This is a genomic window from Endozoicomonas sp. (genome assembly GCF_965196975.1).
Lineage (GTDB): Bacteria > Pseudomonadota > Gammaproteobacteria > Pseudomonadales > Endozoicomonadaceae > Endozoicomonas.
This window is the reverse complement of sequence record NZ_OZ239981.1, coordinates 2,647,847-2,669,428: the sequence shown is the minus strand read 5'-3', so window position 1 is coordinate 2,669,428 and position 21,582 is coordinate 2,647,847. Positions and strand designations below refer to the sequence as shown.

Genomic DNA, 21,582 nt, shown 5'->3' with positions numbered 1-21,582 from the left:
TTCGTAACTATTCAGCACCCTTCATATAAATCTGGAATTTTCTGATTTTTCGACCATCATCTTATACTCAATTTTTCTAACAAATCTCCAGTATGGAACCAGACTTCCCAGCTACTCCGTTTACCGAAGCTCTCCTTAAAGAGAATGAAGAGCTTCGGACCGAGAATGCGCTTTTACGGGAACGTTGCAGCGAACTGGAAGAAAGGGTTAATAAAAACAGTCAAAACAGTAGTAAGCCACCATCGTCAGATGGTTATCAAAAGCCCAGTAAAAAAGGGAGTGATAAAGGTGATACATCTTCCAAAGAAGCCCCCTGCTCCTCACAGGAAACACCGAACCCCAAAAGCCTTAGACCATCTTCAGGCAATAAACCAGGTGGCCAGAAAGGTCATCAAGGCTCTTGTTTGAGACGTGTCGCCTTACCCGATTATGTCAGGCATCTGAAGGTTGAAAAATGTTGCTGTTGCCAGTCTTCGCTTATCGATATTAAACCCACCAAATACATTGAGCGACAGGTTTTTGATCCAGGTAGACCCGGAGAATTTGAAGTTACCGCGTACTGGGCAGACGTTAAAGTATGTCCTTGTGGTAAACGGAACACCGCTGAGTTTCCCCAAGGAGTGAAAGCCGCTGCTCAATACGGAGAAGTGACTCAGGCAATGGCTGTTCATTTAAACCAGTATCACTTCATCCCATATCACCGGGTGTCTGAGTATTTCAATACTATTTATTGCATGAGTGTCAGCGCAGGCTCTGTTGCCAATTTTGTTGCCTATACCCATGAGAACCTGGCCTCTACTGAGCAGAGTATCCGCGATGCTTTACAAGAAAGTCCGGTTGCAGGAGCGGATGAAACTGGCATGCGGGTTGACGGTTCACTGTGGTGGTTACACATTATGCGAGATGACCAATGGACGCTTTACTACCTCTCAGAAAGGCGAGGTTGTGAAGCAATGGATGCAATGGGCATCCTGCTGACTTTTGCAGGCATTCTGGTTCACGATCATTGGAAGTCCTACTTTGCCTATGCGGCAGTGCATGTGCTTTGTAATGCCCATCATCTGAGAGAGCTTCAGGGAGTTGTCGATAGGGATGCGAATAAGCTGGCTCTGCGGCTGATGAAATTGCTTACGCTCTCCTGGCACTTCTGCAAGAAATACAAAGCAGCCGGTCTGACTCAAATGCCTGGTGCAATACAGCTTCGCATTGAGACGATATACGACCAAATCCTTCAAAGGGCTCTCACGAAGGAAACCGCTTATATGGAAAAACAACGACAGGTGCTTGGACGTAAGAAGGTCAGGAATACCAAGGCCTACAACCTGTTCAAAAGGCTTATTGAGTTTAAGGTTGAAACGTTGCGCTTCATGTCGGACTTTTCAATTCCCTTCGATAACAATGGCAGTGAACGTGATGCCAGGATGGCCAAACTTAAGCAGAAGATCTCAGGCTGCTTCAGAAGCGAAGACGGAGGTACCATGTTTACCCGAATCCGAAGCTATTTATCATCTGCTAAAAAGCAGGGGTTGAACATATTTCAGGCGCTTCTTAAAGCGGTTCGAAATTACAACAATACGCCTTTGCTGGGTGCTGAATAGTTACCTTTTTTCATCTAATCCATTTTGGTTATTGCTGCCTGCTTTAGTTGGTATTATCGTACGTGTTTGTAATGTTGTGATGCAGTTCACAAAAAAATGATGAGTTCAATTGATTATCAGAAAGCGGTTATCTGGAGTTTGTCGCAATTCAGTCAGCAGAAAAGAGCTGCTGACTTTTTTGACTCTCTTAGAACCGGTCTGTGTGTTTATTCTCCCGGGGCGCAGAGCCTTTATGGTAAGTATGATGTGTATTGGGGGACTTCTCAGCGGGAAAAGCTGGTAGTGATGCCCGATTTTGAGCAGCATTTGTGGATGATACAACGTCTGGATCTCTCCGCTGCCCGGCAAACTGGTATTTATCTGGTGCCAGGAGAAGCCATTGGGCGGGAAGGGTTTTATCTGTCGGTTCGTGACAGTAACAAGAAACGGCTTCTTTTACCGGCCAAAAGCGGTTTCAGACAAATTACCCGATTGTTTGAGAAAAAATTTGGTCAGCCTTATTGTCCGATTGTCACCCGGGGCGATTTAAGGGAGTTTCGTCAGAGTCATCCGTATCTGCATCTTCATCATGTTGATATCACACGAATCCCAATCGTCAGTGACCTGACGAAGCGAGATGTGCTGGATATGTCCAGACAGAAGCTCTCAACGTTATTAAATTGAGAATAAAAGCCTTATTGGTAGTTGACGGCATTCGGAAAATAGGGATAATACGCCACCACTGGCTCGGCGCAACATTGGTTGCTGTAAGAGTGAGTTAACGGGGTATAGCGCAGTCTGGTAGCGCGCCTGCTTTGGGAGCAGGATGTCGGGAGTTCGAATCTCTCTACCCCGACCAAAATTAGAAAAGCCCATACTTTCGAGTATGGGCTTTTTTGATGTTTACCGATTTCTCACATCAGATTAATCCGACTTACTGCAGGTTATCTGATTGTCGAAGCAGGCGCCTTTTTTGCTGGTGCATTGACTCAATACTTTTCCTCTGGCTTCTGCTTCGGTTGCCGCATGGGAAAACAGGCCTCCTGCACGGATATCGTTCAGGTAGCAGCCCCACTGCATATTGCTGTTACCGGTATCGTCGATGCCTTCTAGCGCGATGACTCTTCTCTCCAGGTATCTTACCTTTTTGCTCAGTTGTTGAATTTCTTTCCGAAGCATTCCAATTTCGCTCTGGGTATCATAAGCGAAGGTGGTCGATGTAAACAGAATCAGGAGAAAAGCAATGAATGCGTTCATGGTGCTGTCCACTGTAATTGCTCTTCTGGACACTATAGCTTTGATCTCTGTATATTCCGTAGCCAGGTTGCGGTAATCAACGCTGTGAAAAGTATTTGGATTTGTTAAAGTATTAACCGTTCCGGTGTGGCGGCGTTTTAAGAAGTATCGCTGATCATGTTGTCCGGAACACTTTTTATTCATAAGTGATTATGAGTTTCGGGGTATAGCGCAGTCTGGTAGCGCGCCTGCTTTGGGAGCAGGATGTCGGGAGTTCGAATCTCTCTACCCCGACCAGATTGATTTTATAAGCCAGCACCATGCTGGCTTTTTTTTATGTACATGGGTCTACTGTACGCAGGCAATGCTGTAGCAATTGCCAGTATATGAGGGAAGTGTACTGTACACTGGTAATGCAGAATCAGCTCTCTGGTAGTGACTTAACTCCAGAAATAATATTTCAAACCATCATCTGCTCTATCAAAGTAACTTCCTCATTCGTCAATAGTGTTTGCAGACAATGCAGATCCTGCTGCATATGTTCAGTATCACTGGTTCCTGTTAAGACAATCATTCCCATTTTTAATGCTGCCTGGAAAATGACTTGTGGTCCGGTTAGTCCTGTTCTGGTCATAATGGCTTGAAACTCAGGCTTTTCAAACATTGGGGTATTGGCAGTCAGCAAAGAGAAGCCCTGGTAATGGATGTCATGCCGGTGGCAGAGTTCGCGTATATTTGCATCCCACCCGGTTCTGGCAAAACATCGATTTTGTACCAGCATGGGTTTGATGGCTGCATGGTGACTCAGGTATTCAAGCTGATCATGGTTTACATTACTGATACCGAGAAGTTTGATATGGCCAGATCGGTAGAAATTTTCCATTGCTTCCCAGACTTCAAAATCACGGTCACTAAGTCCATGGGACTGAGATGGACCATGCAGTAGATGAGCATCAAGATAATCCGTTTTTAAGTGCTCCAGTGATGAAAGAAAGGACTGCTCTACCTGTTCTTTGGTATCCACTTTGGGGTTGTATGGCAGACGGTTATCCTGACCTTCAGCGTAAGTGAATTTAGTCTGCAGATAGAGGTCTTCACGGCTAGTTCCACTGGTTTGATAGAAGTTCTGTAACGCTTCCCCAACCCCTTCTTCATAGTAATGTTTACGCTGGTTAGCGGTATCAATGGCTGTGAAACCGTTATTCAGGGCTTTCAACGTCAGCTCAGATGTCGCCTGTTCTTTCCAGGCCGTGCCATAGATAAAACGGGGAACTCTGGTGTCGTGAAGATTAAATGGATTAGTGTCAGGCTGTTCGCTCATCTCCTTGTCTCCCTTTGATATTATTGAGCACGTTTCGCTCTGTTGAGATTTACTTTAGTGTAGAGCAGGGCTCATGACATAATGTCGGCATGGGCAGAAAACTTTCCAAAAGACTTTTTTCGAGAGATGCTTACAAGAAACGTTGTTTATGAGGTTTTTTTGAAAAACAGGTCTTTGATTAATGAGCATGTTCACGACAGAGCTTTTTAAAAGCAAACCTTACCGGTTAGGTCTCACCCTGTCAGGCGGTGGTGCAAAATGCATGGCCCAGATTGGGCTATTGCAGTATCTGAAAGAGCAGGGAATTGAGCCAGATATTATTTCCGGTGCCAGCGGGGGGGCTATGGTGGGCGCTCTGCACAGTGCCGGGTATGCACCGGAAGAGATTCTGGACTTTTTTGTCTCTACCCGAATGTTTAGTTTTCGAAACCTTTCTTTTAATGCGCTCGGTTTGATTGACTCCGCCAAGATTGCAAAAAACTTTCAGACTTATTTCCCGGAGGACAGCTTCGAGTCATTGAAAAAGCCTCTGTATGTGGTTGCTACTGATTTGAACAGAGCCCGGCAAACAGTATTTAACAGCGGTCCATTGATTAATGCTTTGACCGCGTCGTCTGCTTATCCAGGCATGTTCACACCAGTTAAGTGGCAGGGGACTGTCTATGCCGATGGTGGGATTATCAATAACTATCCTTCTGATCTGATTCATGACCAGTGTCGTCACCATATCGGGATGTACCTTGCCCCTATCATGTCAAAACCCAGTGAACATTTTGCTAACACGTTTGATGTGCTGGATCGGGTTTTTCAGATTTACAGCTCTGCCAGGCAGTTCTCAAATATAAATTTGCCAGAGGTTTCGTTGGCTCCGGAAGGTATTGAGGAGTGTAGCGCTTTTATGGTGAAGCCTGATCAGCTCAAGTCTATTTATGAAATGGGGTATAACTCCAGCAGAAAATACTTTGAAAGCGAAGGTGTTGAATGGCTGAAAACCATGAAAGGAGGGGCTCTCAAACGATCTTCCTGGTTTAAATTGCCGATAGGCTCTGATACTCAGTAAGTACAAAGTGGTCTGTCATGCCACTCATATAGTCCAGAATCAGTCTTGCCCGATAATACCACTCAAGATCGTTTTCTTCAGCGGGTGTGTGCTTTTTCTGGCTCATTTGATGCACTGCCCGCAAATAGGCTGCTTTATACTTCCGAGACAAGCGGTGGTTCAGTCGATGCTCGATAAAGTGTTCACCATCCAGATTTTCGAGGTTTGAGAATGCGGTTCTGGGGAGTTCCAGAATTGGACGATAGATATCGAGTAATCCCATCAGGGCTGCATAGCCCCGAAGCTCTGGTGTTTCTTTCTCCTGACTGCTGAATACATGGCGTATGGCGACGGTTTTCAGTGTCTTAAGCGCCAGATGCTGGTCAGAACCTCCGTCAATTAATGGTTCATCCAGTGTTCCGTTAAACACTTCTGTATGCTTTTGCAGATATCGGTTGGCGGCATAACCGACCAGATCCCTGACCAGGTGTGAGCGTAAATGGCGAATAAAGTTCTGGGGGTTATCTTTGGCAACGTTTTCAGCAGTGTTAATAATATCTGGCAAATAACGGCTCTTTTCATTACTGAATTCTTTCCATACCTCTTTAAGCCAGAAGCTCAATCCTCTGAATGAAAGGATCCCCTTGTCGATTGCATCCTCCAGGTCGGCAATGCAGTAGGAAATGTCGTCCGCAGCTTCCATGATATAGACCAGAGGGTGGCGACAGTTGGCCTCCATATCAAGGTGCTTCCAGATATCCTGAATAAGGCGACGCTCCGAGTAATAAAACCCTGGTTTCTTTTGGCGGTAGTTGAATCCGGGATTCCTGTCCTGATATGGGGATCTGGTGTATTTGATGGTGGCTGCCAGTTGTGACCAGGTCAGATTGAGTGCCTGTAGGCTATGAATGATACGCAGCCCCTGGGCATTGCCTTCAAATACGGACAAATCCGGTAACAATATCTTGTTAAAAAGTTCTGAGTGCCCGGTTTGATTATTCATGGCTGTTTGTCTTTCCATCGCTTTGCGATGGCACGCTGCGCCATTTTCCTGAATCCAGCGACTGAAAGCGGCTTCACCAAAATGCCCGAAGGGGGGGTTGCCCACATCGTGCAGAAGACAGGACATTTCAACCAGGTTGGTAAAGGCCGTTTCGATACCTTCCAGACCGAGTTTTCCCAGCTCATCATTTTTTTTTAACTGATCAAGGATGGTCTTTGCCAGGTAGCGCCCTGTCTGCTGGACTTCCAGTGAGTGGGTAAGCCGACTGCGGACTGCAGCATTAGTCTCAAGTGGATAGACCTGAGTCTTCTGCTGAAGTCTGCGAACCGCAGCCGACTGAATGATGCACCCCCGGTTACTCTCAGTCTCCGTGATCAGGTCTCTGGGCTGTTCATTCACTCTTGGGTCAGGGCGATCACAGGTTAGTTTTTTGAGGTAATCCAGAGATGCCATAAGCTTGGTAACCAGCGGATAGATTAGTGTTCAGGTTACCATATCTTTCGGCTGCTCGGTGAGTCGCATGATTTGCCGCATTAAATAAATCAGGGACCACCTGCCTTCGTGAAACGGGTGGTTCTGTGCACAAATAAATACTTTTCTCAGCCTATATATACTTTTTGAACTCTGCCTTCACCTTATCCCAGAATGATGCTTGAAGGTTTCGGTTACAATACTCAAGAAGTGTGGGTCTAATGGTTTCAATGCCCTGCACATCGAAAGCGGTATCTTCAGGTTTCCCGGCTTTACTGTAGGCCGTGGCCCAGCCAATGGCGTAAGGTTGGTAGTCTTCCTGAAGGTCAAGGTAGTCTGCACAGGTCCACTCAGTAATGGGTTTTGTGGGCTTTGTGCTGTTAGTTGGGGTTTTGCTCTTGTCAGAGTTTGCAGCAACGGCTGTCAGGGATACTGTAGTCAGAACTATAGCCAGACCTAGAGCTTTCATTTCCATCGTGATCACCCTTTAACGGTTGTAAGCCTGAAAAATTCTAGTTCAATAAAAACGTTCCGCCAGAGAGATTAACGAAAGCTATAATTGGTCAGTTTGTTTATATTCAAGAGTAACTAAGGGCGAATAAGAAACATAACGGCGCCAGTGTATAAAGGGCGTAAGGGTAGTTGGTCAACAGGTTTATATCGATTGCTAAAGAATTAGGTTTACCTCTTTATATATTTTTTGAATATTGACACAGAGTTTGGAGTATAGCCCGTGGTACATAGGTTAATAGGGTTATTGACCACTGTAATGTTTTTCCTGATAGTGCCTTTTGTTTCGTTGATTGCAGAGGATAATGATTCAAACTCCTCAACAGATTTCTATGTTCCGGAGGGGTATGTCGGCGTGGTGAGACATGGAGGGGAGTTTTATAATGAAATATACGAAACAGGCCTCTACTCACTTTCTCCTTCTGAGGAAGGTTTTGTTATTAACATGACTCCACATCAGGAACATGTATCTGATATTGCCTGCATCACTGTAGATGGGGAATTTATTGCTTTCCCTAAAATAATCATTCACTTTCAAACCAGTGAGGAGTTTGCCCTCAGTCTGGTTACACACTATGGAGTTAACTTTCAGGTTCCATTGATTCGTCTTCCTGTGAGGCAGGGAGTCAGTGATTTTTGCTCGGTAATGACTGCTGAGGAAGTATACCTGGACAGATTTTCAATAATCCAGCATAGGTTAGCTACCTATTTAACAGACTTTCAACTAGAAAAAGAGTCTGGTCTGACTATTGATACAGTGGAAATTATTTCTCCTCTCCACTCACGCAAAGCCATTGATAATTTCATTGTTCCCAGTGAAATGCCTTATGAGATTTTTTATACGCTCGAAAGTGAAAGTGAGGCTCGCAAGCGGCTTTGCGCTCTTGATAACCAGTGCTCTGGACAAAAGAGTAACCTTTATTTAACGGAGTCTCAAAATAAGCAGGATAGCTATGTTTTACCCCTGAGTATTCGAGAGACCAAAGCACCCGTTGCTATCACTGAGAAAGTGCTGTGTGATAAGGATTCAGCTGAGACTTTATTGCTATTTCAAAACCAAAAAATACCCTGGCACTTGAAAGCACAGAAGCCTACAGGTTGCTGGAATTATCGTCATGGCAGGTTATACCTTACCTGGTAAACAGGCATTACATATTCTGAGCCTGAACTGCAGGAGTTTCAGTGCCAGCCGGAAACCCTGCTATCTATCTAAGTGGGTGAGAGCAACACTCATCTGGTGAGACTAAAAATAGAAGGCAGTCCTCGCTAATTGGTAAATTATGCTGTATAAAAAAACAGTATTTTAATCATTGTGAACCGGATTGTTTCTGAATGCGGTTATTTATCGCCGAAAAGCCCAGCCTCGGGCGTGCCATTGCCGATGTTTTAAAAAAGCCCCTGAAAAAGCAGGAGGGCTATATTGAATCTGCTTCCGGAGATGTGGTGACCTGGTGTATTGGTCATCTGTTGGAGCAGGAGGAGCCTGATGCTTATGACCCTGCTTACAAAGCATGGAAGCTTGAACACCTTCCTATCGTTCCACTGCAATGGAAGTTACGGCCTAGAAAGGGGGGGCGCTCACAGCTGTCCGTGATCAGTAAGCTGCTGAAACGGGCTGACATTATTATCAATGCGGGTGACCCTGATCGCGAAGGTCAGCTGCTGGTGGATGAAGTATTAGACTTTCTAAAGCTGTCTGCCCAGCGTAAAAGAGATGTTCGTCGTTTATTAATCAGTGACCTGAACCCTTCTGCGGTTTCACAGGCGCTAGGGCGGATGCGATCCAATCAGGAGTTTGTACCGCTGGCTGTTTCCGCGCTGGCCCGTTCCCGGGCAGACTGGCTATATGGAATTAACCTGACCCGCGCCTGCACGTTGCTGGGTCGGAAGGTTGGCTTTAATGGCCTGCTTTCTATCGGACGGGTTCAGACACCGATTCTTGGTCTTGTTGCTCGACGTGATGCTGAAATCGAGGACTTTCAGCCCAAGCCTTACTTTGAAGTGTTTGCCACAATGGTGACTGCTAAAGAAGAGGTCTTCAAAGCCAGATGGATTCCCAGTGAAGCCTGTCAGAACTGGATGGATGAAGAGGGGCGAGTTCTGGACCGACGCCTTGCCCAGAATGTGGTTGATCGGATTTCTGGCAAGCAGGGGACTGTGAAGCGTATAGAGGATAAGCGTGGGAAAGAGGCACCTCCCTTGCCTTACTCTTTGTCTGCTTTGCAGATTGATGCCGCCCGGCAGCTTCGAATGGATGCAAAGAAGGTGCTTGATAGTTGTCAGCGGCTTTATGAGCAGAAACTGATTACTTACCCACGTTCAGACTGCCGCTATCTGCCGGAAGAGCATTTCTCTCAGGCCCCTGAAGTGTTGGCCACTATCCGTCATAATGTGTTCTCACTGGCTAAGGCTGTAGATCAGGCACTGCCAGAAAGAAAAACCAGCGCCTGGAATGATAAAAAAGTTGGGGCTCATCACGCGATTATTCCTACATCATTGAGAACGGACCTTGAACGATTATCTGAATTGGATCAAAAGTTGTATGGATTAATTGCGAGGCAGTATGTTGCCCAGTTTTATCCTGATCATACGTTCAGAAAAAGAGTTGTTGATATTGAAATAGAAAATGGTCTTTTTCGAGCTGGAAGCCGTCAAACGGTAGAGGAAGGCTGGAAGGTTCTGATTAATTTGGGAAAAAGTCATCAGCGTTCTGTTAATGATGAAAGTAATGAAGAGAGTACTTTTTTGCCAGAGTTGGCCAAAGGGGGTGTTCTTGACTGCCCTGAAGCCGAGCTTAAGGAAAAAATGACCCAGCCTCCCAAACCATTTAATGATGCAACACTCCTTTCTGCCATGACGGGTATAGCCCGATTTGTTCAGGATAAAGAGATTCGAAAGATTCTCCGTGAAACCGATGGGCTGGGAACAGAAGCAACTCGGGCCAGCATTATTGAGCTTTTGTTCAAGCGGCAGTTTCTGGAGCGCAAGGGCCGTAATATTCATGCATCAGCCACGGGGCGGGCATTGATCAACGCTCTGCCGGAAAAAGTGACAACTCCTGATATGACAGCGCGCTGGGAGGCTTCTCTAAATGATATCGTTGAGCGGAAGGGCAGTTATAGGGCGTTTATGGGAGAGCTTGATCAGGAGTTAAGAGCGTTGCTGGTACAAACCATGAATGATGGATTGCCTTCTGTTGCCAGTTTACCTTCACCTTCCAGCCAGCCGTTTAAAAGGAAAAGTCGAGGAAAGGGGAGTCGTCGTAAGAAGCGAAGCTCTGCTTAAGCACCCGTTATAATCACTGGGTGCCTTCCTACAAAACGGTATTGTTCATAATAGGGGTTAGTAAAAGAGCTTGATGAAAAGCTGAGTAGTATATTCTTCTGAATTTCCTCGGTAGTTCATACCAAATCCCCAGTTCGTATCAACCTGGTACTCTGCCCCTGCTAAAAAGAACCCATTGTTCTGGGCCGAATCCTGATCAAAGTATTGCTGGGTATAGCCAGTATTTAGCCAGAGGCCTCTTTCAAGGTGATATCGGGCATTGATAGAGGCTGAATAAGCTGTAACTTCACCTTTCATGGTGGTTGTATCAATCGACAACCCACTTCTCAGGCGGCCATAGGTAAGTGAGGGAACAAAGTGAAGCTTTGCCGTAGGTCTTAACAGTAGGCTAGCACCAGCAAAATAAGAGCTATCATTTATGCCAATATTGCTGGCTATTTCATTTTTGTCGATACGCCCATGTGAGTAGCCTCCTGTCAAAATCAAGGGTGTTGATGGAATATGATAAGCACCATTTATGAACCAGGTAGTGCCATCAATTTTCTGGACTCCTTTGTTATGGCTGTTGTAACCAAATCCTGTGTTGAATGAGGAGTAGTTATAGCTTTCGCTTGAGTTAGCAAAAAAAGCAATAGCTGATAGTAGAAGTGTTACCCAGAGGCGTAAGATATTTTTTTGATTCATTTTCATTATTTACGTTGTATTTTTGGTAGATCGAATTTGGTTGTGAAAAATTATTATTTCGTATTTCAATGATCGTAAAAAAAACAAAAAGTTCATTTTGTTTTATTGCTCTCTCCTGTTTTTCATGTTGATGTATATTACTTCAGGTTATTCCTCTTTTGTTGGTAATGATAATAGAAAATTAATCCGGCTAAAGATGGTTTTTATTTACACTTTTTTTGTGGGTTTTTTTAATATTTTTATATTGGTTTGTAATATGAATGTACGGTGAAACTATAGTGGTTGTTTTTTGATGATATAATTGACTTTGCTTTTTTATCTGTTTGATTGTTAATTGGTTTTTGATCGTTTTTTAAAAGTGTTTTTGTTCTGGCAGATTATTGCGAATATTAATTTTATTTGATTACCGGGTTTGCTTTTTTAAAAAATTAATTGGATGGGTTGTCTTTTTTATATTGGAGGTGAACATATGCAAATCAAAAATAATTGGTAACTATTCAGCACCCTTCATATAAATCTGGAATTTTCTGATTTTTCGACCATCATCTTATACTCAATTTTTCTAACAAATCTCCAGTATGGAACCAGACTTCCCAGCTACTCCGTTTACCGAAGCTCTCCTTAAAGAGAATGAAGAGCTTCGGACCGAGAATGCGCTTTTACGGGAACGTTGCAGCGAACTGGAAGAAAGGGTTAATAAAAACAGTCAAAACAGTAGTAAGCCACCATCGTCAGATGGTTATCAAAAGCCCAGTAAAAAAGGGAGTGATAAAGGTGATACATCTTCCAAAGAAGCCCCCTGCTCCTCACAGGAAACACCGAACCCCAAAAGCCTTAGACCATCTTCAGGCAATAAACCAGGTGGCCAGAAAGGTCATCAAGGCTCTTGTTTGAGACGTGTCGCCTTACCCGATTATGTCAGGCATCTGAAGGTTGAAAAATGTTGCTGTTGCCAGTCTTCGCTTATCGATATTAAACCCACCAAATACATTGAGCGACAGGTTTTTGATCCAGGTAGACCCGGAGAATTTGAAGTTACCGCGTACTGGGCAGACGTTAAAGTATGTCCTTGTGGTAAACGGAACACCGCTGAGTTTCCCCAAGGAGTGAAAGCCGCTGCTCAATACGGAGAAGTGACTCAGGCAATGGCTGTTCATTTAAACCAGTATCACTTCATCCCATATCACCGGGTGTCTGAGTATTTCAATACTATTTATTGCATGAGTGTCAGCGCAGGCTCTGTTGCCAATTTTGTTGCCTATACCCATGAGAACCTGGCCTCTACTGAGCAGAGTATCCGCGATGCTTTACAAGAAAGTCCGGTTGCAGGAGCGGATGAAACTGGCATGCGGGTTGACGGTTCACTGTGGTGGTTACACATTATGCGAGATGACCAATGGACGCTTTACTACCTCTCAGAAAGGCGAGGTTGTGAAGCAATGGATGCAATGGGCATCCTGCTGACTTTTGCAGGCATTCTGGTTCACGATCATTGGAAGTCCTACTTTGCCTATGCGGCAGTGCATGTGCTTTGTAATGCCCATCATCTGAGAGAGCTTCAGGGAGTTGTCGATAGGGATGCGAATAAGCTGGCTCTGCGGCTGATGAAATTGCTTACGCTCTCCTGGCACTTCTGCAAGAAATACAAAGCAGCCGGTCTGACTCAAATGCCTGGTGCAATACAGCTTCGCATTGAGACGATATACGACCAAATCCTTCAAAGGGCTCTCACGAAGGAAACCGCTTATATGGAAAAACAACGACAGGTGCTTGGACGTAAGAAGGTCAGGAATACCAAGGCCTACAACCTGTTCAAAAGGCTTATTGAGTTTAAGGTTGAAACGTTGCGCTTCATGTCGGACTTTTCAATTCCCTTCGATAACAATGGCAGTGAACGTGATGCCAGGATGGCCAAACTTAAGCAGAAGATCTCAGGCTGCTTCAGAAGCGAAGACGGAGGTACCATGTTTACCCGAATCCGAAGCTATTTATCATCTGCTAAAAAGCAGGGGTTGAACATATTTCAGGCGCTTCTTAAAGCGGTTCGAAATTACAACAATACGCCTTTGCTGGGTGCTGAATAGTTACAATAATTGTTTTGCTCTATTAATATGCTTATTCATAGTATCAATACCTGTAAAATCAGATCCAAGATTTCAGGAAGAACCTTCTGGGGCAAGCGATGCAAGGACAGCTGTGGAACGGGTGGTGATTCGAGCTTACGAAGAAGTTCTTCACTCTGGAGTATATTCTGAAGAATTGTTGACTAACGCCCCAATTTCTGGAAAAAGCGAGAACAAGCGTGGTCGTCATTTACTGTCGTTTTCTGCCTTTAATGAATTTCCTAAATTAGCAAAATGGGGGGTTGAGCATGGTGCTGATATAAATCTCGGTGATAAAGATCATGCCAATATGCTAAGGATGGCGCTGGGCAATTATAATCTTGCAATGGCTCAATGGGCATTGAAAAGTGGAGCAAACCCAAATATTAAAATGGGAGCCGGTAATGACACCATGTTGAGTGGGTTGATGAAATGGAACTGGCCGTTGGGGTGCTCTCTCTGAATGATTGAAACAATAGTGCTCTATTTTCACAGCTACTATGGGAACACCACTCATAATAGTTAACTGTCATGCCCGCTTCTGTTATTTCCAGCTCTACCAAAAGCATCGTTTTGCAAATTGAAGTTTCTATAGATTCAGGCAACATGCTGAATCTTGAAGATAGTTTACAGCGTGCACTCAATGAAGCCGGGCAGCTTGGAACAAAAGAGTTATTGGGGCTATTTGAATCACCCAATAAAGAACCTATCGTCGTTAATCAGCAGAAGTGGAACTACAAAGGAAAGGTTCTTAAGCACTATGAAACCTTATACGGTCGTATACCTTTGGAGCGCTCCGTATATCAGGGTGTCAGAGGTGGCAGTACTCTGGCAGCACTTGATCTTCGTGCCGGTATTATTGGTTCAGCTACCCCCAAATTTGCCAAGTCTATCGCCTGGAAATACAGCCAGATGCCAGCGCCTGCGGTAAAAGAAGATTTTGAGACCAACCATCAAAGGACGCTTTCAAATTCTTATATCAAGCATTTATCGGACAGAGTAGGTGCATTAATTGAAGACCAGCAAGACACTCACTACCACCTTCCTCCACTAAAAGAGCCTGTTGAAACAATAGCCATTGGTCTGGATGGAACCTGCATGCTGCTTTGTGAAGAAGGCTGGAGGGAAGCCATGTGTGGGACATTGAGCCTATATTCTGCAGATGGAGACAGGCTCCACACGATATATACAGCCAGTTCGCCAGAGTATGGTAAACAAAGCTTTATGAGCAAGCTCGACGAGGAGATTGCAGATCTAAAACGACTCTACCCAAATGCCACATACATCGGGGTAGCTGACGGGGCTAGAGAAAACTGGAGTTATTTGAAACAACATACCTCTGGGCAGATACTCGATTTTTATCATGCATCTGAATATTTAGCTGGAGCAGCGGAAGCACTGTTTCCAACCAGTAAGGCGAAGCGACACCAGTGGCTTGAAGACAGGCTACATAGTTTGAAAAACAAGCGTGGAGCAGCCAAAAAAATCCTTCAGGAAATTGAATCAGCCGAGCTCCCGAAAAAGACAATCGCACTGACAGAGAAGCGCTACAAAGCTGTGAGCTATTTTACAAACAATCACCAGTTAATGAATTATCATCAGGCGCTTAAACGCCATTGGCCAATAGGTTCAGGAGTTACTGAAGCGGCTTGTAAGACTCTGGTAAAGCAACGATTATGTGGTTCTGGAATGAGGTGGAAAGCAACAGGAGCGGAAGTGCTTTTGACAACAAGAGCACTGATCCAGAGTAAGGGGCGCTGGGAACAACTTTGGTCTGAGTTCATGACTGGAAAGGTTGAAGCTAACCTATGAGTCAGTTATCAAATTGAGAGAGCACCCGGCCGTTGAGTGGATTCATACTAGCAAAGGAGTTTAAAGCACTTCCCAGTACTGAGAAAGAGCGGCAGGAGGTGTTGTTCTATCTGAAAAAACTACCCGAAATTGGTCTTGATCAAAATGCTGATGGTGGATTCTGGTCCTGGTTTTTTCCAGGACCAAGTGCTCGACAGGACGTGATTGACTACATCAAAAGTGTTCCACTCATCACAGGTGAAATCCCTTCAGCCGGTTCGGCTGAGTTGATTGCTATCAGCATGGTGGATGAGATCGATGGACACCTTCTTGCCGCTATGGACAGTCGTGAGTTAGGCGAAATCGATATGGATGAGTTCTGGGTTAAGGGGAGAGGCTTTGAAGCCTTTCTTACCTTTAATGGATTCACTAAAAGTGTTGTTAAACGTTTGAAAACCATGGACCAGGCTAAAGCTGTCAAGGTCGTGAAAACATTGGATGCCGAAGGAAATGATTTGCTGGCGGCGGCTATAAAGAGTTTGAATGATGACGTTGTAAAAGAAGTCCTCAAGGTGTCTTCTGATACGGTGAATAGCAAGGTACCGGATAGCCCTTATCACTATAGTAGTGGTCAGCTCCCTTTACATATGGCCATTCAATGGGGCGCGCCTTATCGTGTTTTTGAGCTGCTGGTAAGCCATGGTGCAAATCCAAAGCAGGTCAATTCATACGGTGTTTCGCCACATCAGCTGCTGGAGGATTACCGTAAAGATTGGAGTAGCCAGTCAGGAAAGTATGAACAGGTGAAAAGCCTGCTCGGAAACACAGTGAGTTCAGCGGCTAAACCTTCAACCGCGACTAAATCAGGTAATAAACCTTCAGCTCCTAAGTCAAGCAAGAAATCTTCAGAAAAGCTGAACAAAAAGCCTTTGGTAAATCAAGATAAGAAAACGTCAGCCCCTAAACCAGCTAAGAAACCTCCAGCGAAACCAGGTCAGAAGCAAAAGAAAAAAGGTTCTGAAATGGGCAAAAAATAAAAGAATAAGGGAGGAAAAACTTCCTCCCTTATTCTTTATTGGATAAATAACCCTTTTGGGTCAGATCTCTGCAGCGAGACGGCAACCCTGGTTGATTGCACGCTTGGCATCGAGTTCAGCGGCTACATCCGCTCCGCCAATCAGGTGAACCGTCTTGCCGCTGATGCTATCAGCAAGCTCGCGCATGGGCTCCTGGCCTGCGCAGATCACAACGGTATCGACATCAAGAAGTTGCTCCTCTCCAGCGATGGAAAGATGCAGCCCCTGATCGTCAACCTTATGATACTCACAGGCAGGCACCATACGAACGCCACGGTTAGCCAGTGATGAGCGGTGAATCCAGCCGGTGGTTTTGCCGAGGTTTTTCCCGGGCTTGCTCTTCTTCCGCTGCAGCAGAAAGACTTCCTTGGAAGGCTTCGGGTGCTCGCTTTCTGTCAGCAGGCCACCGCGGTTTTCCAGAGTCATATCCACGCCCCATTCCTTCATAAAGGCAGGAATATCAAGGCTGCTGGATGGGCCTTCCTGGGTAATCAGTTCGCACAAATCAAAACCGATACCGCCAGCACCGATGACGGCTACCTTGTTGCCGACAGGCGCTCCCTTGAACACATCCAGGTAGCTCAGGACCTTGGCGTGATCAACTCCTTGCAGCTCCAGTTTTCTCGGGGTGATGCCGGTGGCGATGATGACTTCGTCAAAGTCACTGCTTTCCAGTTCTTCTGCCGTCACTTTGTGGTTAAGCTTCAGCTCAACGCCAGTCAGCTCGATCTGTCGCTTGAAGTAACGCAGAGTTTCTTCAAATTCTTCCTTGCCAGGTACGGTTTTCGCGATATTAAACTGTCCGCCGATTTTGTCTGCAGCATCAAAGAGCGTCACGTTGTGACCACGATAGGCAGCTGTGGTGGCAAATGCCATGCCGGCAGGTCCTGCTCCCACGACTGCCAGCTTCTTGGGCTCACTGGTTGGCAGATAGTTCAGTTCTGTTTCATGACATGCCCTGGGGTTTACCAGACAGCTGACGGGTTTCAGATAAAATACATGGTCAAGGCAGGCCTGGTTGCAGCCAATGCAGGTATTGATTTCATCGGCTCGACCTTCAGCCGCTTTGTTCACCCACTCCGCATCAGCCAGCATCGGACGGGCCATGGACACCATGTCCGCATCACCCCGGGCCAGAACTTCTTCTGCGGTTTCCGGCATGTTGATCCGGTTGGAGGTAATGACCGGAATATTAATTTCGTTACGAATTTTTGCAGTTACCCAGGTAAAGGCCGCTCTTGGCACCATTGTCGCGATGGTGGGAACCCGGGCTTCATGCCAGCCAATGCCGGTATTAATTATGGTGGCACCTGCTTTTTCAATCTCTTTGGCCAGTTGAACGATCTCGTCCCAGCTACTGCCACCTTCAACCAGATCCAGCATGGAGAGGCGGTAAATAATGATGAAGTCTGGGCCCACTCTATCCCGGGTTTGTTTGACCATCTCTACCGGCAGGCGAATACGTTGGGTGTATTCACCACCCCAGTCATCCTGTCGCTGGTTGGTGCGGTTCACGATGAACTGGTTGATGAAATAACCTTCAGAACCCATGATCTCCACACCATCGTAGCCTGCTTCTTTTGCCAGAGCCGCGGAGTGCACAAAATTCTCGATCTGCTCGTCGATCTCATCAGAGGTCAGTTCTTTGGGCTTGAAAGGGTTGATAGGAGCCTGAATAGCACTGGGGGCGATGCTTTTCGGGTGATAGGCATAACGACCGGTATGAAGAATCTGCATACAGATTTTACCACCAGCCTCATGAACGGCGTCTGTGACCACCTGATGGTGCTTTACATCATCCATGGTTTCCATGGTGGCAGCACCTGGCATGCCACCGCTCTCCTGGTTAGGCGCAATACCACCTGTCACGATAAGTCCCACACCTCCAGCAGCGCGTTCGGCAAAATAAGCCGCCAGTCGTTCAAAACCGTTGGGCTGCTCTTCCAGATTGGTATGCATGGAGCCCATCAGAACCCGGTTTTTCAGCGTGGTGAAACCCAGATCCAGCGGTGCCAGAAGATGTGGGTAGGGAGTGGTCATTTTATAATCCTTCTTGTGATTCGACGCCTCATCTAGACGCTGTCAAGATAAAATGGTATTTTGACACTGTCAAGATAATTTGCGTTGACACTGGACTTCACCATCTTGCAGCAAATCACAGTAGGGCATTAAACGACTTATGACGGCCAGAAAACCCTATCACCATGGCAACCTTCACCAGAAGCTGCTTGAAGAGGCAACCCGTATGATTGGGGAGCAGGGGGTGGATGGTATTTCCATGCGCAGTCTGGCGGAGCGGGTAGGGGTCTCGAGAACCGCAGCCTATCATCACTTTAAAGATAAAAATGCATTGCTCTGTGCTATTGCCGAGCAGGGTTTTGAGAAGTGGCAGACACATTTTGCTCAACTGATGCGTGAGCAGTCAGGGGATATGAACGGCTGGTTAAAGGCTTTTGTCCGTTCCTACCTGGATCTATCCTGGGAGCACCCAGAGGAGTATGACCTGATGTTTGGTCGTCCGGTCTGGAAAAACGGTGAGCCAACGGAGAGTTTGAAGTCTGCCTCTTTTGCCTGCTTTCAGGATTATGTTGACCTTATCCGCAGCTGGCAGGGCAAGGGGAAGTTATCAAAAGACATCGATTGCCTGCGTCTTGCCCAGGTGAGCTGGAGCATGCTGCATGGCATGAGTCGTTTATTAAACGATGGAATTTACCTTGATAGAAACGCCATTGATGCGATGTCGGACAGTGCCGTGGAAATGATTCTGGCAGCAGCCACCACATGAAAAGAACATTCCCATGACGCTCATGGGAATGTGTTCAGGATGGGTTATTCTGCAGAAGTTACGCTGATTTCAGTACTCAATGACTGTTTTTCACCAGGCATTAACAACGATCCCGATGCAAGGTCTTTCGCATACCGGGTTGCTTCCACGCAAACCATGGTTTCGTATCCATCGTCACTCATATCGCCCATGCTTCTGCTCAGTTCTTTCCACGGATTCCAGATAACGGCTGAGTTATGTCCCTGGTTCCGAACATGGATAATGCGCTGGTTCCCCTGGTCATGGATGGCAATGGTTTCATCCGGGGCTGTATAGATCCGGTCAATGGACTGATTGATGATTAAGGCTTCTGATGTTTCGCAGGGACGATCATTTTTCAGGCTGTCAATGTAGGAAGCACCCGCACCGGTAATCCAGGTTTCGGTAGCCTCGGCAATGTTAAAGTAGGTGTGCAGCGCACCACTCCATTGCCAGGGGCTCTCACCCGTGTTGATCATTTCAAGACCAATGTGCAGTGTTTCTCCCATGGTAAAGGTCAGAATTGCGCTGAAGTCATGGGACCAGAGCGTTCGTGTTTCTTTAGAAGCACTGAGTTTCAGGCGAAGGGTAACTGCCTGTTCATTTTCTTCGTGATCCAGCACTTGCCATGAGCTGATTCGAGCAAACCCGTGTGATGGGCTGCTAACAGGCCCAAACCAGGGCCAGCAGACCGGCACACCACCACGTATCGCTTTTTCTTCTGAGAAGATGGCCTTGTTACTGAGCCAGATAACATCCTGATGCCCATTCGGTTTGAACTGAATCAGGTGGCCACCGTGAAGGGATATTGCCGCCTCGCACTTTGGACTTTGAATTTTCAGAATGGGCAGTCCATTCATGCTATGCCTTGCAATGGAAGGGGACAGTGTTTCTTCAAAAATCATGTCATTGGTCAGCATTGGGGAAACCATATTAGCTGTCGAGCTGTCAGGAATGGGAGATATGGATTAAACCACAGAGATCACAAAGAACACGAAGAAAAAGGAAAACCTCTTCTTTATACCCTTTGTGATCTGTGTGGTTCAAAGAAAATTAAGAGCGACTGAATGCTAAGGCCTTGTGTTCCATGAACCGAATCAGCAGCGTCAGAATGCCGGTCATGGCCAGATAGATCAGTCCTGCCATGGTGAACACGGTTAATGTGTCGTAGGTTTGTGCATTCAGTCTGGCAGCATAGCCCATCAAATCCATCAGGGTAATGGTGCTGGCCAGAGATGAACCTTTCATAACCAGAATGATCTCATTGCCATAAGCGGGCAGCGCGCGGCGGGCTGCATGGGGCAGGATAACTTTTAGCAATGCCTGTCTGTGGGTCATGCCCAGTGCCATACAGGCTTCCCAATCACTTTTTGGCACTGCATCGATGGCTCCCTTGAACAGCAGGGTGGAGTAGGCGGCTGAATTCAGTGCCAGTGCCAGCATGGCGCAGAACCAGGGTTGGCTTAACCAGGGCCAGAAAATGCTGTTTTTGATGACATCAAACTGAGCCGGGCCGTAATAAATCAGAAAGATCTGGATCAGCAACGGGGTGCCGGTAAACAGCAGAATCTGAAGTCTGACCAGCCAGGTCAGTGCTCTTACTTTCAGAGAAAGCACAATAGTGAACAGTATGGCCAGCACCAGTCCGGTAAACAGGCTGGCCAGGGTCAGTTCCAGTGTGGTGCCAAGGCCTTTCAGTAGCTCCGGTAAATATTCCATATTCATGCCGTGGCCTCACTGTGGCTTACTGCTTTTTCAACAGGCGGTTCAGTAGTGTTGTGACTGGACGTCAGATGTCGATTAGAACGGGATTTCATGCGCTCCAGTATGCTCTGACTGACCAGGGTAATCGCCAGGTAGATTAAGGCAGCAATACCATACCAGGTAAATGGCTCATAGGTGCTGGCAGCGGTCATCTTGGCCTGGAGCAGCAGGTCATGGACGCCAATCAGGGCAACCAGTGCCGTATCTTTTAGCAGTACCAGCCACTGATTTCCCAACCCGGGCAGGGCGTGACGCCAGGTTTGCGGCAGAATGATGCGGAAAAAACAATGGAAGCGGCTGATCCCCAGAGCCACTGCCGCTTCGGTCTGTCCTTTGGGAACAGCAATAAAAGCGCCGCGAAGTGTTTGCGAGGCGTAGGCCGAATAAATTAACGACAGAGCAATAGTACCAGCAACAAACGGGCTGACTTCAATAAACTCATCCGTTAACAGGAATATGGCATGGGTTGAGCCAAAGTAGATGAAAAAGACCACCAGGATTTCCGGAAGCCCACGCAATATGGCAACCACTGTACTAGTGGCGAGCGCAAGAGGTTTGAAACGGCTGAGTTCGGCAAGCGAAAACGCGATGGCCATGAACAGGCCAAGAGCCAGTGATGACAGGGCCAGCCCCAGGGTCATCACGGTCGCTTCGGCGAAGAGAGCGGTCAGGCCCACAGTTACCTCACTATATCAATCGGATCATCAAGTTCAGGCTTCCCTGTCTGTGGGAGCCCGCTTTCAGGATTTGTTTTAAAAACGGTCTGTTGAAAGAAGTTGAATCACAAAGGCATGAAGACACAAAGCTCTCTGCTTGTTATCAAACTGCGCATATCACCGTTTAATTTTTTCTTTGTGGTTCTATGCCTTAGTGATCCGAGTCTGAAAGTGCTTCTGTATATTCAGAGCGCCAGACATTTT

Annotated in this window: 19 protein-coding genes and 2 tRNA genes; 12 read left to right on the top strand and 9 right to left on the bottom strand. The window is 46.4% G+C overall.

The annotated features are described in order from the left end of the window. Positions 1-92 precede the first annotated feature (92 nt). From tnpC (ACOCLE_RS11990) to ACOCLE_RS11980, 3 genes are all read left to right on the top strand, one after another. Complete coding sequence (gene tnpC, locus ACOCLE_RS11990) at positions 93-1,598, top strand: IS66 family transposase (RefSeq protein WP_419532963.1); 1,506 nt, start codon at positions 93-95, stop codon at positions 1,596-1,598. A 96-nt stretch (positions 1,599-1,694) separates the two neighbouring features. Continuing rightward, the gene (locus tag ACOCLE_RS11985; RefSeq protein ID WP_419536861.1) at positions 1,695-2,261 is read left to right on the top strand and encodes a hypothetical protein; all 567 of its coding nucleotides are present in this window, start codon (positions 1,695-1,697) and stop codon (positions 2,259-2,261) included. A gap of 98 nt (positions 2,262-2,359) precedes the next feature. After that, positions 2,360-2,436 (top strand) — tRNA-Pro (locus tag ACOCLE_RS11980). A 65-nt stretch (positions 2,437-2,501) separates the two neighbouring features. Here the strand turns inward: ACOCLE_RS11980 and ACOCLE_RS11975 are convergent. Then, entirely contained in the window at positions 2,502-2,834 is a 333-nt protein-coding gene (locus ACOCLE_RS11975; RefSeq protein WP_419536860.1) for a hypothetical protein, read from the bottom strand. 199 nt (positions 2,835-3,033) lie between these two features. On the opposite strand from ACOCLE_RS11975, the gene ACOCLE_RS11970 reads away from it, so the two are divergent. Then, a tRNA-Pro gene (locus ACOCLE_RS11970) sits at positions 3,034-3,110 on the top strand. Between the two features lie 163 nt (positions 3,111-3,273). On the opposite strand, the gene ACOCLE_RS11965 is transcribed toward ACOCLE_RS11970, so the two are convergent. Continuing rightward, a complete protein-coding gene (locus tag ACOCLE_RS11965; protein ID WP_419536859.1) occupies positions 3,274-4,134 on the bottom strand; it encodes an aldo/keto reductase family protein in 861 nt (286 codons plus the stop codon). Between the two features lie 181 nt (positions 4,135-4,315). Here ACOCLE_RS11965 and ACOCLE_RS11960 point away from each other — a divergent pair, with 181 nt between their 5' ends. Then, complete coding sequence (locus ACOCLE_RS11960; RefSeq protein ID WP_419536858.1) at positions 4,316-5,194, top strand: patatin-like phospholipase family protein; 879 nt, start codon at positions 4,316-4,318, stop codon at positions 5,192-5,194. Here ACOCLE_RS11960 and dgt read toward each other — a convergent pair. Continuing rightward, positions 5,163-6,629, bottom strand: coding sequence for a dGTPase (gene dgt / locus ACOCLE_RS11955; RefSeq protein WP_419536857.1), 1,467 nt, complete (start codon positions 6,627-6,629; stop codon positions 5,163-5,165). The genes ACOCLE_RS11960 and dgt overlap by 32 nt on opposite strands. 151 nt (positions 6,630-6,780) lie before the next feature. Further along, complete coding sequence (gene hdeA, locus ACOCLE_RS11950; protein ID WP_419536856.1) at positions 6,781-7,122, bottom strand: acid-activated periplasmic chaperone HdeA; 342 nt, start codon at positions 7,120-7,122, stop codon at positions 6,781-6,783. A 294-nt stretch (positions 7,123-7,416) separates the two neighbouring features. Between hdeA and ACOCLE_RS11945 the strand changes: the two genes are divergently transcribed. Beyond that, on the top strand, positions 7,417-8,298 hold the full coding sequence (locus tag ACOCLE_RS11945; protein WP_419536855.1) for a hypothetical protein: 882 nt from the start codon (positions 7,417-7,419) through the stop codon (positions 8,296-8,298). Positions 8,299-8,489: 191 nt separating this feature from the next. Continuing rightward, positions 8,490-10,442: a DNA topoisomerase III gene (locus tag ACOCLE_RS11940; RefSeq protein ID WP_419536854.1), complete on the top strand. Its 1,953-nt coding sequence runs from the start codon at positions 8,490-8,492 to the stop codon at positions 10,440-10,442. 57 nt (positions 10,443-10,499) lie between these two features. On the opposite strand, the gene ACOCLE_RS11935 is transcribed toward ACOCLE_RS11940, so the two are convergent. Continuing rightward, the gene (locus tag ACOCLE_RS11935) at positions 10,500-11,132 is read right to left on the bottom strand and encodes an autotransporter outer membrane beta-barrel domain-containing protein (RefSeq protein ID WP_419536853.1); all 633 of its coding nucleotides are present in this window, start codon (positions 11,130-11,132) and stop codon (positions 10,500-10,502) included. A 572-nt stretch (positions 11,133-11,704) separates the two neighbouring features. On the opposite strand from ACOCLE_RS11935, the gene tnpC (ACOCLE_RS11930) reads away from it, so the two are divergent. The 4 genes from tnpC (ACOCLE_RS11930) to ACOCLE_RS11915 all read left to right on the top strand — a co-directional run bounded on the left by tnpC (ACOCLE_RS11930) (position 11,705) and on the right by ACOCLE_RS11915 (position 16,056). Then, entirely contained in the window at positions 11,705-13,210 is a 1,506-nt protein-coding gene (tnpC, locus tag ACOCLE_RS11930; protein ID WP_419532963.1) for an IS66 family transposase, read from the top strand. Beyond that, the gene (locus ACOCLE_RS11925) at positions 13,200-13,691 is read left to right on the top strand and encodes a hypothetical protein (RefSeq protein ID WP_419536852.1); all 492 of its coding nucleotides are present in this window, start codon (positions 13,200-13,202) and stop codon (positions 13,689-13,691) included. The genes tnpC (ACOCLE_RS11930) and ACOCLE_RS11925 overlap by 11 nt, the downstream gene beginning before the upstream one ends. 68 nt (positions 13,692-13,759) lie before the next feature. After that, positions 13,760-15,040, top strand: a complete 1,281-nt coding sequence (locus ACOCLE_RS11920; RefSeq protein WP_419532972.1) for an ISKra4 family transposase — start codon at positions 13,760-13,762, stop codon at positions 15,038-15,040. Between the two features lie 32 nt (positions 15,041-15,072). Beyond that, positions 15,073-16,056, top strand: coding sequence for a hypothetical protein (locus ACOCLE_RS11915; protein WP_419536851.1), 984 nt, complete (start codon positions 15,073-15,075; stop codon positions 16,054-16,056). A 60-nt stretch (positions 16,057-16,116) separates the two neighbouring features. On the opposite strand, the gene ACOCLE_RS11910 is transcribed toward ACOCLE_RS11915, so the two are convergent. Next, positions 16,117-18,135, bottom strand: coding sequence for an FAD-dependent oxidoreductase (locus ACOCLE_RS11910; protein ID WP_419536850.1), 2,019 nt, complete (start codon positions 18,133-18,135; stop codon positions 16,117-16,119). 139 nt (positions 18,136-18,274) lie between these two features. Between ACOCLE_RS11910 and ACOCLE_RS11905 the strand changes: the two genes are divergently transcribed. Next, positions 18,275-18,880: a TetR/AcrR family transcriptional regulator gene (locus ACOCLE_RS11905; protein WP_419536849.1), complete on the top strand. Its 606-nt coding sequence runs from the start codon at positions 18,275-18,277 to the stop codon at positions 18,878-18,880. Positions 18,881-18,924: 44 nt separating this feature from the next. Here ACOCLE_RS11905 and ACOCLE_RS11900 read toward each other — a convergent pair whose 3' ends face one another. From ACOCLE_RS11900 to artQ, 3 genes are all read right to left on the bottom strand, one after another. Beyond that, positions 18,925-19,818: a D-hexose-6-phosphate mutarotase gene (locus tag ACOCLE_RS11900; RefSeq protein ID WP_419536848.1), complete on the bottom strand. Its 894-nt coding sequence runs from the start codon at positions 19,816-19,818 to the stop codon at positions 18,925-18,927. A 133-nt stretch (positions 19,819-19,951) separates the two neighbouring features. Then, the gene (artM, locus tag ACOCLE_RS11895; protein ID WP_419536847.1) at positions 19,952-20,623 is read right to left on the bottom strand and encodes an arginine ABC transporter permease ArtM; all 672 of its coding nucleotides are present in this window, start codon (positions 20,621-20,623) and stop codon (positions 19,952-19,954) included. Next, the gene (artQ, locus tag ACOCLE_RS11890) at positions 20,620-21,339 is read right to left on the bottom strand and encodes an arginine ABC transporter permease ArtQ (protein WP_419536846.1); all 720 of its coding nucleotides are present in this window, start codon (positions 21,337-21,339) and stop codon (positions 20,620-20,622) included. Before artQ ends, artM begins: the two co-directional genes overlap by 4 nt. Positions 21,340-21,582: the final 243 nt, after the last annotated feature.